A 13887-nucleotide genomic window follows, 5' to 3' on the forward strand; every position below is an offset into this window, starting at 1 on the left:
GCCGAACCGCCCGCAACGAGCAGGATGTCGCTCCCGTGCGGACCAGACGAGCCCTCACCTACCTCGCCGCGTGGCTCGCGGCGACCACCGCGGCGGTCACGCTGTCGTGGCTCGGGGTCCGCGACGTGATCCGCGGCGCGGTGCTGGACCGGCCCGACCCGGTGCCGGCCGTGCGGCCCGTCATCGAGCACCCACCGCAGCCCACCACCCCGCCCGCGTCGGCTCCGCCGGAATCGGCCGCTCCCGAGACCTCGGCACCGGAGCCGGCACCGGAGTCGTCGTCGCGGGATCCCGTGCCGAGCCCCGCCGGCGACGTGCGCACCTACGACGTCGGCGGCGGGCACGTCGTGCTGTCGATGGGAGCGACCTCGGCGAGCCTGGTCTCGGCGACCCCGAAGCCGGGATACTCCGTGCGGACCTGGACCGCGCAGGGGTGGTTGCGCGTAGAGTTCGGCGGCGGCGCGCACGGCACGTCCGTGATCGTCACGTGGCACGACCACCCCCCGCTGGTCGAAGTGAGCGAGTACTGACGCGTAGCACTGGTTTCGCGGTCTCGCTGCACTACACTGCCGCCGCATGTAACGATCCGTGGCGAGATTGCGACAACGGGTCGGGGAGCCGGAACACAACGGGAGGTCTGGACGTGACCACGGATGGTGCCGCCACCAGCGGCCCCACCGCCCGACGGCTTGTCCTGGGAAGCCAGCTGCGCCGCCTGCGCGAGGCCAACGGCATCTCCCGCGAGGACGCGGGCTACTCCATCCGCGGCTCCGGCTCGAAGATCAGCAGGCTGGAGCTCGGCCGGGTCGGCTTCAAGGAACGCGACGTCTCCGACCTGCTCACGCTCTACAAGGTCACCGACGAGGCCGAGCGCGCCACGTTCCTGGACATGGTCCGCAAGTCCAACCAACCCGGTTGGTGGCACCGCTACAGCGACCTGGTGCCTTCCTGGTTCCAGGACTACGTCGGGCTGGAGGAGTCCGCCTCCCGCATCCAGACCTACGAGATCCAGTTCGTGCCCGGCCTGCTGCAGACCGAGAACTACGCCAGGGCCATCGCCACCCAGGGCCGGCCCGAGGCGTCCGACCAGGAGGTCGAGCGCCGGGTCCGGCTGCGCATGCAGCGCCAGCGGCTCTTCCAGCAGCCCCGCGCCCCTCGGCTGTGGGCGGTCATCGACGAGTCGGTGCTGCACCGGCCGATCGGCGGGCGCAAGGTGCTGCGCGAGCAGATCGAGCACCTGCTCGAGGCCACCAAGCTGCCGACGATCTCGCTGCAGATCGTGCCGCTGGCGGTGGGCCGCTCGGCCGCCGAGGGCGCGTTCACGATCCTGCGCTTCGCCGAGCCCGAGATTCCCGACATCGTCTACCTCGAGCACCTCTGCGGCGCCCTCTACCTGGACAAACCCGACGAGGTCGAGCTCTACAGCAAGGTCAGCCACCGGCTCGCGGTCGACGCGCTGACGCCGGACGCGACCCGCAAGCGGCTTTCCGCGTTCCTCGACGAGCTCTGAACCCCGCGGTTCGCTCGTAGTTACCAGTATTCACGCAGGCCCCAGGCCCAATCGTGTGACCTGACGCACACCGCCGTGCACGTGCATTCTCTCTTGCATCCGCAACTGCTACGGTTCGTGCACGATCATCTGCACGTGCAGGTGACCGTGCACGGCACCCGGGGGAGGTTGGGGATTTCGATGCAGCAGGTCCATAACGGAATGCCCGCACAGCAGTTGTTCGACGCGGTCTGGCGCAAGAGCAGGCACAGCGGCTCGGTCGGCAACTGCGTGGAACTGGCGCCGCTGGTCGACGGCGACATCGCCGTCCGCAACTCGCGGTACCCGGAGGGTCCGGCGCTGGTCTACACCCGCGACGAGATCGCGGCGTTCCTCAGCGGTGCCAAGGACGGCGAGTTCGACGACCTGATCATGCAGGGGGACATGTCGTGATACGGACAGAAACCCAGCTCGAGCAGCAACCGCGCACGATCACCGGCGGTGTCACGAACGAGATCACCGACGGGTTGCAGGCGCTGATGTCCAGGGACTTCCAGTTCGCACACCCGAGGGACTCCGCGGGGACCCTGGTCGCCGTGGTCGGCCTGCGCGTGCACCACAACGTGATCGACATCGTGCAGCTCTACGGCGAGGACGACGCCGACGCCGCGCGGATCCCCGGCGACGAGCCCGACGTCCTGTTCCCGCAGACGGTCATCTGGCGGACCTCCGGTCGCGCCCGGGACGTCATCAAGCAGGTGCTCAGGCTGGAGGACCCGGTGGAGATCGGCACGGCGGCCAAGGGCTGCTGGATGCCCACCCACGCCGGGCGGTCCACCTGGCTGGCGGCCTCGGCCTGACCACCTCGGCGACGGCCCGACCTCACGATGGCCTGAAGCTCGCGACGGCCTGACCCCCTCCTGCTCGAGGCCCGCGGCTGCCCGACCCCGCGACGAGCCCAGCACGGGCGGGGCGGACGAACGGGACCGGGCGACAGCGGAGCATTCGAAGCAGGCTCCGGCCGCGAGCCGGAGTGCGCCGGAGGCCGGCCGACCAACAAACACAAGCGTCCATGCGGCAAGTGCCGCGTGGGCGCTTTTTTGCCATCCCGCACTACCCCCCTGGGGTAGGTGGCACGTCGCCCGACCTGCACCCGGACGAACGCAGGGCAAGATCGGGAACTCTCCAGCGGAACCCTGTCGAGGGAACAGAGGAACAGCATCCAGCGGCCCGACCTGCGTACTTGACTTAATACCCTAGGGGGGTATTGTACTGGGTGCCGGACGCTCCACCCGGCCCGCACGCGAGAGGACGCCGAAGATGACGACCACCACCTACACCGTCGATGGCATGACCTGCGACCACTGCGCCGGCTCCGTGCGGACCGGGATCAGCGCCATCGCCGGGGTCAGCGACGTGGACGTCGACCTGTCCACCGGTACCGTCACGGTGACCAGCGCAGCGCCGCCTGCCGACTCCGACGTCGCGGCGGCAGTGCGGGAAGCGGGCTACGAGGTGGTGAGCCGACCGTGAACGCAGCGGCCCGACTCGGCGGCTTCGCGCTGGTCGCCGCGTTCGCCTTCGTCAGCGCTTTCACCGTGGGCAGGACGGTCAACCCCGACGGGATCACCCCGCCCCCTCCCCCGGCGCAGCACCAGCAGGACACCGGCCACGACGAACACGGAAGCGAGACAGGACGATGACCGCCACCACCGACCGGGTAGGTGACCGGATCGAGCTCGCCATCGGCGGTATGACCTGCGCCTCCTGCGCCGCCCGGGTGGAGCGCAAGCTCAACAGGATCGAGGGCGTGCAGGCGACCGTCAACTACGCCACCGAGAAGGCCAACGTCGAGTTCCCCGACACCGTCACGCCCGACGACCTCGTCGAGGCGGTCGAGAAGGCCGGCTACACCGCGACGCTCCCGCGCCCGCAGGAGCCCGAGCAAGCCGGCGAGGAGCCTCAGGACCACGAGCACGACGCGCTGCGCACCCGGCTGATCGTCAGCGCGGTGCTGTCGGTCCCGGTGATCCTGATGGCCATGGTGCCGCCGCTGCAGTTCACCAACTGGCAGTGGCTGTCGCTGACGCTGGCCGCGCCGGTGGTCGTCTGGGGCGCGCTGCCGTTCCACCGCGCGACCTGGACCAACCTCCGCCACGGCGCCGCGACCATGGACACCCTCATCTCCATGGGCACCCTGGCCGCGCTGGCGTGGTCGCTCTACGCCCTGTTCTTCGGCACCGCGGGGCAGCCGGGCATGACGCACGGCTTCGAGCTGACCGTCGAGCGCTCCGCCGGGAGCGGCAACATCTACCTGGAGGTCGCGGCCGGGGTCACCACCTTCATCCTCGCCGGGCGCTACTTCGAGGCGCGGTCCAAGCGCCGGGCCGGCGCCGCCCTGCGGGCGCTGCTGGAGATGGGCGCCAAGGACGTCGCCGTGCTGCGGGACGGCCGCGAGGAGCGCATCCCGACCGGCCGGCTCGCGGTCGGCGACAGGTTCGTGGTGCGCCCCGGGGAGAAGATCGCCACCGACGGCGTGATCGAGGACGGCAGCTCGGCGGTCGACGCCAGCATGCTCACCGGCGAGTCGGTGCCGGTGGAGGTCGCACCCGGCGACACCGTCGTCGGCGCGACCGTGAACGCCGGCGGCCGGCTGGTGGTGCGGGCGACCCGGGTCGGCTCCGACACCCAGCTCGCGCAGATGGCCAAGCTCGTCGAGGACGCCCAGACCGGCAAGGCCGCCGTGCAGCGGCTGGCCGACCGGGTGTCGGCGGTGTTCGTGCCGGTGGTGATCCTGCTGGCGTTCGCCACCCTGGGCTTCTGGCTGGGTTCGGGCGGCGAGGTGGCGGCGGCCTTCACCGCGGCGGTCGCAGTGCTGATCATCGCTTGCCCGTGCGCCCTCGGGCTCGCGACGCCGACCGCGCTGCTGGTCGGCACAGGCCGCGGCGCCCAGCTCGGCATCCTGATCAAGGGGCCGGAGGTCCTGGAGTCGACCCGCCGGATCGACACCGTCGTGCTGGACAAGACCGGGACCGTCACCTCCGGGCAGATGTCGCTGACCGGCGTCGCGGTCGCAGGCGGCGAGACCGAGACCGAGGTGCTGCGCCTGGCCGGAGCCCTCGAGGACGCCTCCGAGCACCCGATCGCCAGGGCCATCGCGACCGGGGCCCGGGAGCGCGCGGGGTCGCTGCCCGAGGTGGAGAGCTTCACCAACGCCGAGGGCCTGGGCGTGCACGGCGTGGTCGACGGGCACGCGGTGCTCGTCGGACGCGTCGCGCTGCTGGAGGAGTGGAGCGTCCGGCTGCCCAGCGACCTCGCCGAGGCCAAGGCCGCAGCCGAGTCGGAGGGCGCGACGGCGGTCGCGGTCGCCTGGGACGGGCTGGCCAGGGCGGTGCTGGTGGTGGCCGACACCATCAAGCCGACCTCGGCGGAGGCGGTGCGCAGGCTGCGCGACCTCGGCCTCACCCCGATCCTGCTGACCGGCGACAACGAGGACTCCGCCCGCGCGGTCGCCGCGGAGGTCGGCATCGACGAGGTCATCGCCGAGGTGCTGCCCAAGGACAAGGTCGACGTGGTCGCCAGGCTGCAGAAGGAGGGCCGGGCGGTGGCGATGGTCGGCGACGGCGTGAACGACGCGGCGGCGCTGGCCACCGCCGACCTCGGGCTCGCGATGGGGACCGGCACCGACGTGGCGATCGAGGCCGGGGACCTGACGCTGGTGCGCGGTGACCTGCGGGCCGCCGCCGACGCGATCCGGCTCTCCCGGCGGACGCTGGGCACGATCAAGGGCAACCTGTTCTGGGCCTTCGCCTACAACGTCGGGGCGCTGCCGCTGGCCGCGGCGGGGCTGCTGAACCCGATGATCGCCGGGGCGGCGATGGCGTTCAGCTCGGTGTTCGTGGTGTCCAACAGCCTGCGGCTGCGCGGCTTCCGGCCGTCCTGACGCACTCGGCCCCGAGGAGCCCGGTTGTCCATTGTGGACTGCCGGGTTCACCGGCATCAGCCGCTCCACCTGCGGATTCGAGGCGATCGGCGAAGCGGGAGGGTTCCGGAGCAGCGGTACGGAGGTATCGTATCCACGACGGTTTGCACCGCAGGCGGACTTGCGGGCGCGGATGATCCAGGAGTTGAGAGATGCGTGGTTACACCGAGGACAAGGAAGGCTACCTCAAGCGATTGCGCCGCATCGAGGGCCAGATCCGGGGCCTGCAGCGGATGATCGACGAGGACGAGTACTGCATCGACATCCTCACCCAGGTCGGCGCGGCTTCCAAGGCGCTGCAGGCGGTGTCGCTGGGGCTGATCGAGCAGCACCTCAAGCACTGCGTCGCCGAGGCGGTCACCGAGGGCGGCGCCGTGGCCGACGAGAAGCTGCGGGAGGCCAACGACGCGATCGTGCGGCTGGTCCGTTCATAGCACCGGCGAGCCGGGGAATCGCAGCACACGCATCGCACCGGGCCGTCCGGCTGCCGCCGGGCCCCTGAGAAGTCCAGCCGAATCATCCGCGGAGCCGTCCCGACGGGTCCGGCTCCGCCCGCATCATCCTCCGAGCAACCGCTGCCACCAGTTCGGTTCCCGCACGGCGTCCTCCTGGTCGAAGGCCGCGGGATCGATGACGTCGGCGACGACGCACGTGATGTTGTCCGGGCCGCCGCCCTCGTTGGCCAGCTCGATCAGCCGCCGGCAGGCGTCCCCCGGCTCGGGCACGGTCCCGAGCACCTCCTGGATGTCGGCCGCGTGCAGCACCGCGGTTACGCCGTCCGAGCACAGCAGGTAGCGGTCGAACGGCCGGACCTCGCAGTAGGAGAGGTCCGGGACGGGTGACTCGCCGCTGCGCAGGGCCTGCGTCAGCAGCGATCGCCGCGGGTGCTCGGCGGCCTGCTCCTCGGTGATGCGGCCGGCGTCGACCAGCTCCTGCACGAGCGTGTGATCGCGGGTGAGCTGGTGCAGCGCACCCTCGCGCAGCACGTACCCGCGGGAGTCGCCGACGTGGGCGAGCGCGAAGCGGGTGCCGTCCCAGACCAGTGTCGTGAGCGTGGTACCCATGTCCTTGAGCTCCGGGTTCCGCACGCCCAGGTTCGCCAGCCGCTGGCCGATCTCGGTCACCACGTCCGAGAGCGCGTCGAGCAGGTCGATCCGCTGGGGGTCGAGGTCGCGGTCGAGGTCGGCGAGCACCTCGACGGCGATCGAGCTGGCCACCTCGCCGTGCGCGTGGCCGCCCATGCCGTCGGCGACGGCCAGCACGCGCGGACTGGCGTAGGCGGAGTCCTCGTTCAGCTGACGGCGGCGCCCCGGATCCGTTCCACTGGCGAAGCGGAGCACCAACGACTCGTTGTGCGTCATACCCCCAGTGAATCATGCGGTGAACTGAGTTCACAAGCATTTCGGCCGTGGACCCGCTTGCTGACTGCGGCTAGGGTGGGTCCAATGAGCCAGGACGCCACCGTGAACGCGGGTGACATCGCGCGGTTGGTCGATGTCGGGCGCGCCGCGGTGAGCAACTGGCGGCGCCGCTACGACGACTTCCCGCGGCCCGTGGGCGGCACGAGCGCGAGCCCGCTGTTCTCCCTCCGCGAAGTCGAGGAGTGGCTCCGGCGCAACGGCAAGCCCTACCAGGTGCCGATGGCCGAACGCGCCTGGCAGCGGTTGCGGACGGCTTCCGACGACCTGCGACTGGGACGCCTGGTCGCGGACGCGGGAGCCTTCCTGCTGCGGCGGCGCGACTTCATGGTGCCAGGTTTCGACGGCGGCGTGGGCGACCCCGAGCTCGCGGAGCTGCTGACCGCGCTCGCCGACGAGCGCGGCGAGGCCGAGACCTTCGAGTTCCTCTGCGACCGCTACCGCGAGGCGCACTCCCGGCGGCTGGTCACCACGCCGGACGCGGTCGCCTCGCTCATGGTGCGGCTCTGCGAGGCCGAAGGCACCGTTTTCGACCCCGCGTGCGGACTCGGCACGCTGCTGCTCGCCGCTCCCGCGTCGCGCGCGCTCGGCCAGGAGGCCGACGGGCCGCACGCCGCGATCAGCGCCGCACGCCTGCTGCTGCGCGGGACCGATGCCGAGGTCGTGGCCGCCGACTCCCTCCGGGAGGACGGCTTCCGCGGGAGCACGGCCGACGCGGTGCTGTGCGACCCGCCGTTCAACGAACGCTCCTGGGGCCACGGCGAGCTGACCGGCGACCCGCGCTGGGAGTTCGGCATGCCACCGCGCGGGGAGCCCGAGCTCGCGTGGGTCCAGCACTGCCTCGCCCACGCCAGACCGGGCGCCCCGGTCGCGATCCTGATGCCGCCCGCCGCGGCCTCGCGCCGTCCGGGCAAGCGGATCCGCGGGAACCTGCTGCGCGCCGGAGCGCTGCGGGCGATCGTGACGCTGCCGGCGGGCGGGAACGACCTGTGGCTGCTGCGGCGTCCGGCACCCGGCGACCGCCCGCCCTCGCACCTGCTCCTGCTGGAGGCCGACGATCTGTCCTCGGTGGAGCCGGTGTGGGAACGCCACGCCGCCGAACCGGAATCGGCAGGCACCCGCATCATCGACCTGCTCGACGACGACGTGGACCTGAGCCCGGCGGCGAACCGGCTGCGGCGGACCGGCCGCAGGCTCGGCCGCGACTTCGCCACCGCGCTGGAGGAGCTGCGCGGCGCCTCGCTGCCGCTGCCGGAGCTGGAGGTGCTGCCGGAACGCAGGTCGCTGCCGATCACCACGATCGGTGAGATGGCCAAGGCGGGGCTGATCACCATCCGGCACGGCTCACCGCGAATGCCGCTCGGCGCGGGCGAAACCCCGGTGCTGACCGCCGACGACGTAGCGGGCAACCACGCGCCGTCCGGCTGGACCACGGCCACCGACGGCATGGTCCCGCTGCACCCCGGCGACGTGGTGGCGACCGCGACCGGCGCCGCCAGGGTCGTCCGCGGCGACCAAGCGGTGCTGGGCCCGTACCTCACGCTCTACCGGGTCGACCGGGCGCAGGTCGACCCGGAGTACATCGCGGGCGCGCTGCGCTCGGCCGACCCGCGCCCCGGCGCCGGGTCCAGCCGAGTCGACGCCAGGCGCACCAGGCTGCCGAGGCTTCCTCTGGAGGAGCAGCGGGCCTATGGCCGGGCCTTCGCCAGGCTCGCCGAGCTGGAGGACACCGCGCGGGAGACGGCCGAGCTGGCGGGCAGGCTGGCCCGGCTAGGCTTCGACGGGCTCCTCGACGGACGGCTGAGCCCCTGATCTGGTGGGAGGCCGGATGCTCATCGCCGATCGGTACGAGCTCGACGAGCTCCCCCTCGGCAAGGGCGGCATGGGCGCGGTCCACCGCGGCCACGACCTGCACCTCGACCGCCGGGTGGCGGTGAAGTTCCTGCACCTGCCCGGCGGACCCGACGAGGAGCTGGAGCAGCGCTTCATCCGGGAGGCGCGCATCCTCGCCCGGCTCGAGCACGCGGGTGCGCCGACGCTCTACGACTTCGGGGCCTACGACCACCGCCTGTTCCAGGTGATGCAGTTCGTCGACGGCGTCACGGTGGCCGACCTGATCAGCGAGCACGGTCCGGTCCCGGTGCCGTGGGCGGCGGCGGTGGCCGCGCAGGCGTGCGCGGTGCTCTCGGCCGCCCACGCCCTGTCGATCTGCCACCGCGACCTCAAGCCGACCAACCTGATGCTCTGCCCGGACGGGGCGGTCAAGGTGCTCGACTTCGGGCTCGCCGTGCTGCGAGACACCGACGTCGCGCAGTTCACCCGCGCCGGGCAGATCCTCGGCACGCCCGCGTACATGGCGCCGGAGCAGATCCAGCAGGGCGTCGCCGGGCCGCGCAGCGACCTCTACGCCCTGGGCTGCGTGCTGCACGAGATGCTGACCGGCAGGCAGCTGTTCACCGGCCCCACCGCCTACGCGGTCTTCGAGAAGCAGGTGAAGCAGGCCCCGCCACCCGTGCACGGGGTGCCCGCGGAGCTCGACGACCTCGTGCAGGACCTGCTGGAGAAGGACCCCGAGGACCGGCTCGCCGACGCCGGCGCCCTCTACGAGCGCCTGCAGCCGTTCGCCGACGAGCTGCCGATGCTGCCGGGCTTCCTCGATCCCGCGTCGAGGCCGAGCCCGGGGCGGATGTACGCCCGCATCATCGGCCGCGTCCCCGGCGGGGCGTGAACCGCCTGCCGCCGAGGTTGCTCCGCAGTGGTGAACTCCTCAGCTTCGCAACGGCGGGAGCGGCCGGACGTCTCACGGAACGAGTTTCCGAGACGATCACGGAGGGTCCCGATGCGCAAGACCGCCTTCTACCTGACCACCACCGCCGCCGCTGCCGCGATGGCCCTGGCGGGCGCGGCCGGCGCCGCGCTGGCCTCCGCCCCGGCCGCCCCCGCGCAGCCCGCGCCGTGCGCCGCCGAGGAGGTCGCGGCCGACCTGAACGCCCAGCCCGGCGGCGGCAAGGCGATGCTCGTGCTCACCAACATCGGCAACCGTGCGTGCACTGTGGAGGGAGCGCCGGGCGTCGGCTTCCGCGCCGCCGACAACAGTGAGCTGCCGGTCAGCGTCGAGGCGGTGCCCCAGCCCGGCCCCGGCCGGCCGATCGAGCTCCTCCCGGGCCGCTCGGCGTTCGGCGGGATCAAGTGGACGCCCTGCGACAAGGCCGACCCGGTGTGCTGGGTGGCCACGACCGTCGAAATCACCTCGCCCGGCGCCGCCGCGCCCGTGGTGGCCGACTTCCACGGCGCCAACGGCGGTGACGAGCGCGTGACGGAGCTGCCGTTGTCCGCGGCCCAGGTCGGCACGCTGCAGCCGGTCAGCGACGGTGTGGTCGCCTGGTGACCTGACCGCTCCGCGGCGGACGCGGGCCGCACGTGCCCGCGTCCGCCGCTGTGCGCGCGTCGCGCCTTCTCGGAGCCTGTTTTGGTCTTTGAAGGCGCTTGGCCCACCCCCGCAACCGGCACCGCTGACACGGCGAGTCCGAAGGCGGGCACTCAGACGCGGGTGTTCTCCTTCACGCGCTCGTAGCGCTTTCCCCACTCCGCCAACGGGATCAGTGCGTCGTTGAGCGTGATGCCGAGCTCGGTGAGGGAATACTCCACCCGCAGTGGCATCTCGTAGTGCACCTCGCGCCGCACCAGGCCGTCGCGCTCCAGCTCCTTGAGCTGCTGGATCAGCACCTTCTCGGTGATCCCGGCGACCCGTCTGCGCAGTTCGCCGAAGCGCCGCCGCCCCGGGTTCAGCTCCCACAGGACCAGGACCTTCCACTTGCCCGCGATGGCGTCGAACACCGGCCCCAGTCCGCAGCTGTAGGGCTGGCGACCCTTCATCCGATCCTCCCCTGACTTCCAGGTGCGTACCCCACTTGCAAGTCGGTACTTGTCCAGGGTATTCCCGCGCGACGACGATGGGCGCACGCCGGAAACCGTTGCGGCGCATGAAAATCTGGACCTCGGGAGCACGACATGAACAACGGCTTCGCCGCGCCCGTGACCGTCGTCGGCCTGGGCCCCATGGGGTGCGCGCTCGCCGATGCGTTCCTGGCCGCGGGCCATCCCACCACCGTCTGGAACCGGTCCGCGCACAAGGCCGACCCGCTGGTGGCCAAGGGCGCCGTGCGCGCCGCCACCGCCGCCGAGGCGCTGGCCGCGAGCGACCTGGTCGTCGTGTGCGTGGCGGACTACGCCGCGATGCGCGCGGCCCTCGACCGGACCGGCGCGGAGCTGTCCGGCAAGGTGCTGGTCAACCTCTGCTCAGGCACTCCGCGGGAGGCCCGCGAAGCGCTGACCTGGGCGACCGCGCACGGCGCCGGATACCTCGACGGCGCGATCATGGTGCCGGTGGAGGTCATCGGCACTCCGAGCTCGGTGGTCTTCTACAGCGGCGCGCGGGAGCCGTTCGACGCACACCGGAGCACGCTGGACGCCCTCGGGGGCGTCCCCCGGTACCTCGGGGACGACGCCGGGCTCGCCGTCCTGCACAACACCGCGCTGCTCGGCCTGATGTGGGCGACCGTGAACGGTTTCCTGCACGCCGCTGCCCTGGTCGAGTCGGCGGGAGTCGGGGTTGCCGACTTCGCGGAGACGGCGGTCGACTGGTTCCTTCCCTCGGTCATCGGGGAGATCCTGCGGGCCGAAGCGGCGCGGATCGACCGCGGAGAGTTCCCCGGAGACGGCGGAACTCTGGCGATGTGCCTGACCGCGATCGAGCACATCGTCCGGACCAGCCGCGACGCCGGGATCAGCGACGAGGTCCCGTCGCAGCTGAAGACGCTCGGTGACCGGGCCGTCGCGGCGGGCCACGGCGACGAGAACTACATGAGCCTGATCAAGGTCCTGCGGGTGCCATCGACAGGCGCGCACCGCTGAGCGGGAACCGCACCGCCACCGCTACCGACCTCCTTGGAGATGGACGGGAAAACGGGCCGGCGCTGGCACGGCACATGGATGTTGGCCGGGACGATCACGGCGGTCGTGGTGGCCGCTGTCCTGGTGTGGACCGCGGGGGGCGAGGTCTACGCCGTCCTCGGCTACCGCGATCCCGGCGCTGTGACGGTGTTCGGGGTGAACGCGGCGCGCATGGTGGCCGATGTCGCGGCGGCTGTGTGCGTGGGATCGCTGGTGTTCGCGGCCTTCTTCACCTCACCGCGGGAGTCCGGCGGGGTCTGCGCCGACGGCTACGCGGCCGTGCGGACCGCCGAGGCCGCCGGGTGGGTGTGGGCCACGGCGGCCGCCGCGATGGTGCCGCTGGAGATGTCGGACTCCTCCGGTCAGCCGGTGGCCGACGTCCTGGCTCCCGGCTCGTTCTCCGGAATGCTGCACGCGCTCATCGAACCCAAGGCGTGGCTGGTGACGTCGGCCGTCGCGCTCGTCGTGGCACTGAGCTGCCACTTCGTGCTGTCGTGGCGGCCGACGACGTTGCTGGCGGGGGTGGCGGTCGCGGGCGTGCTGCCACCCGCGGTGGTCGGGCACTCCGCCTCGAACGCAGGCCACGACATCGCGACCAACGCCATGCTGATCCACGTGGTGGCGGCCGCGCTGTGGCTCGGCGTGCTCGTCGCCGTTGTCGCGCACCTGCGCCGCAACGGCGCGCGGACGGCGCTGGTGCTCGGCCGCTACCGCAGGCTCGCGTTCTGGTGCTGGACCGCGCTGGCGGTGTCGGGCGTGGTCGATGCGCTCGTCCTGGTGCCGCTGCCGCAGCTGCTCACCACCCGGTACGGAGCCCTGGTGCTGGCGAAGGCCGGATGCCTGCTCGTGCTCGGCGCTGTGGGCGTCGCCCTCCGACGCCGGGCCCGCGGGGTGCGCGGTCTGCTCGGACCGGAGCTCGCGCTCGTCCTGGTGACGGCAGGCGTCTCGGCGGGCATGGCGCACACCCCGCCCCCGAACCTGCTCGCCCGCGGCGTCAGCCCGACGGCGGTGGTCATCGGCTACGACCTGCCAGTACCTCCCAGCGTGCTTGGGGTCATCACCACGTGGCGCTTCGACCTCGTGCTCGGCACCGCCGCGGTCGTCATGGCCGTCCTGTACACGGTGGGCGTGCGACGGCTGCACAGGCGGGGCGACGCCTGGCCGGCCGGGCGGACGGTCGCGTGGCTGGCCGGTTGCGCGACGGTGGTCGTGGCGACGTCGTCGGGACTTGGCGTCTACTCGTCGGGGTTGTTCAGCATGCACATGCTCGTGCACATGGTGCTGAACATGCTGGCGCCGGTCCTGCTCGTGCTCGGCGGCCCGATCACGCTGGCGCTGCGCGCGCTCCCGCCGAGCGGTCGGGGAAACCCGGCCGGACCGCGCGAATGGGTGCTCGCGGTGACGCACTCGCCGCCGGCGCGGGCGCTGGCCAACCCGGCGGTCGCGACGGTGCTGTTCGTCGGCTCCTTCTACGTCCTGTACTTCACGCCGCTGTTCGAGTGGGCGATGTCGCAGCACTGGGCGCACGAGCTGATGAACGCGCACTTCCTGCTCGTCGGCTACCTGTACTACTGGCCGGTGATCGGCGTGGACCCGGCGCCGCGACCGCTGCCGCACCTCGCGCGGCTCGGGGTCGTGTTCGCGGTGATGCCGTTCCACGCCTTCTTCGGCGTGATCGTCATGAGCAAGTCCACGGTGATCGCGGAGAACTTCTACCGGACGCTGGACCTGCCGTGGGCGCCGGACCTGCTCGCCGACCAGTCCCTCGGCGGGGCGATCGCGTGGGCGGGCGGCGAGCTGCCGCTGGTGATCGTGCTGATCGCGCTGCTCACCCAGTGGTACCGCCACGACGTGCGGCAAGGCCGCCGCGAGAACCGCTCCGGCGACGAGGAGCTCGCCGCCTACAACGCGATGCTCGCCCGGCTCGCCGAGTCCCGCAGGCGGTGACCGCGGGAGGCGGCGAGCGCGGGCGATCTATCGAATATCGATTGATGTTCGATAGAAACCAATCGATCCTCGATAAATGAACCGCTTCTTCATAGTCT

The 13887-nt window shown here is 71.9% G+C and carries 15 protein-coding genes; 13 read left to right on the forward strand and 2 right to left on the reverse strand.

Translation table 11 applies throughout. The features are described 5' to 3' along the window. The first annotated feature begins 35 nt into the window (after positions 1-35). From HUO13_RS33150 to HUO13_RS33185, 8 genes are all read left to right on the forward strand, one after another. Positions 36-530, forward strand: a complete 495-nt coding sequence (locus tag HUO13_RS33150) for a hypothetical protein (RefSeq protein WP_211898836.1) — start codon at positions 36-38, stop codon at positions 528-530. A 113-nt stretch (positions 531-643) separates the two neighbouring features. After that, positions 644-1510, forward strand: a complete 867-nt coding sequence (locus HUO13_RS33155; protein WP_211898837.1) for a helix-turn-helix domain-containing protein — start codon at positions 644-646, stop codon at positions 1508-1510. A gap of 180 nt (positions 1511-1690) precedes the next feature. Continuing rightward, the gene (locus tag HUO13_RS33160; RefSeq protein ID WP_211898838.1) at positions 1691-1942 is read left to right on the forward strand and encodes a DUF397 domain-containing protein; all 252 of its coding nucleotides are present in this window, start codon (positions 1691-1693) and stop codon (positions 1940-1942) included. Further along, positions 1939-2349, forward strand: a complete 411-nt coding sequence (locus HUO13_RS33165; RefSeq protein ID WP_249124252.1) for a hypothetical protein — start codon at positions 1939-1941, stop codon at positions 2347-2349. Before HUO13_RS33160 ends, HUO13_RS33165 begins: the two co-directional genes overlap by 4 nt. Before the next feature lie 460 nt (positions 2350-2809). Continuing rightward, entirely contained in the window at positions 2810-3022 is a 213-nt protein-coding gene (locus tag HUO13_RS33170) for a heavy-metal-associated domain-containing protein (protein WP_211898839.1), read from the forward strand. Next, positions 3019-3192, forward strand: a complete 174-nt coding sequence (locus HUO13_RS33175; RefSeq protein ID WP_211898840.1) for a hypothetical protein — start codon at positions 3019-3021, stop codon at positions 3190-3192. Before HUO13_RS33170 ends, HUO13_RS33175 begins: the two co-directional genes overlap by 4 nt. Then, complete coding sequence (locus tag HUO13_RS33180; RefSeq protein WP_211898841.1) at positions 3189-5432, forward strand: heavy metal translocating P-type ATPase; 2244 nt, start codon at positions 3189-3191, stop codon at positions 5430-5432. Before HUO13_RS33175 ends, HUO13_RS33180 begins: the two co-directional genes overlap by 4 nt. Before the next feature lie 191 nt (positions 5433-5623). Continuing rightward, positions 5624-5905: a metal-sensitive transcriptional regulator gene (locus HUO13_RS33185; RefSeq protein ID WP_211898842.1), complete on the forward strand. Its 282-nt coding sequence runs from the start codon at positions 5624-5626 to the stop codon at positions 5903-5905. A gap of 123 nt (positions 5906-6028) precedes the next feature. On the opposite strand, the gene HUO13_RS33190 is transcribed toward HUO13_RS33185, so the two are convergent. Beyond that, complete coding sequence (locus HUO13_RS33190) at positions 6029-6832, reverse strand: PP2C family protein-serine/threonine phosphatase (RefSeq protein WP_211898843.1); 804 nt, start codon at positions 6830-6832, stop codon at positions 6029-6031. A gap of 84 nt (positions 6833-6916) precedes the next feature. Between HUO13_RS33190 and HUO13_RS33195 the strand changes: the two genes are divergently transcribed. From HUO13_RS33195 to HUO13_RS33205, 3 genes are all read left to right on the forward strand, one after another. Further along, positions 6917-8701, forward strand: a complete 1785-nt coding sequence (locus tag HUO13_RS33195; RefSeq protein ID WP_211898844.1) for an N-6 DNA methylase — start codon at positions 6917-6919, stop codon at positions 8699-8701. Positions 8702-8717: 16 nt separating this feature from the next. After that, a complete protein-coding gene (locus HUO13_RS33200; protein ID WP_211898845.1) occupies positions 8718-9617 on the forward strand; it encodes a serine/threonine-protein kinase in 900 nt (299 codons plus the stop codon). 111 nt (positions 9618-9728) lie between these two features. Continuing rightward, entirely contained in the window at positions 9729-10277 is a 549-nt protein-coding gene (locus HUO13_RS33205; protein ID WP_211898846.1) for a DUF4232 domain-containing protein, read from the forward strand. Positions 10278-10429: 152 nt separating this feature from the next. Here the strand turns inward: HUO13_RS33205 and HUO13_RS33210 are convergent, their stop codons facing one another. Then, positions 10430-10765: a winged helix-turn-helix transcriptional regulator gene (locus HUO13_RS33210; protein ID WP_211898847.1), complete on the reverse strand. Its 336-nt coding sequence runs from the start codon at positions 10763-10765 to the stop codon at positions 10430-10432. A gap of 135 nt (positions 10766-10900) precedes the next feature. On the opposite strand from HUO13_RS33210, the gene HUO13_RS33215 reads away from it, so the two are divergent. Both HUO13_RS33215 and HUO13_RS33220 read left to right on the forward strand, forming a co-directional pair. Further along, positions 10901-11803, forward strand: coding sequence for an NAD(P)-dependent oxidoreductase (locus HUO13_RS33215; RefSeq protein WP_211898848.1), 903 nt, complete (start codon positions 10901-10903; stop codon positions 11801-11803). A gap of 78 nt (positions 11804-11881) precedes the next feature. Beyond that, complete coding sequence (locus tag HUO13_RS33220) at positions 11882-13789, forward strand: cytochrome c oxidase assembly protein (protein WP_211898849.1); 1908 nt, start codon at positions 11882-11884, stop codon at positions 13787-13789. Positions 13790-13887: the final 98 nt, after the last annotated feature.

The sequence above is a fragment of the Saccharopolyspora erythraea genome (assembly GCF_018141105.1).
Lineage (GTDB): Bacteria > Actinomycetota > Actinomycetes > Mycobacteriales > Pseudonocardiaceae > Saccharopolyspora_D > Saccharopolyspora_D erythraea_A.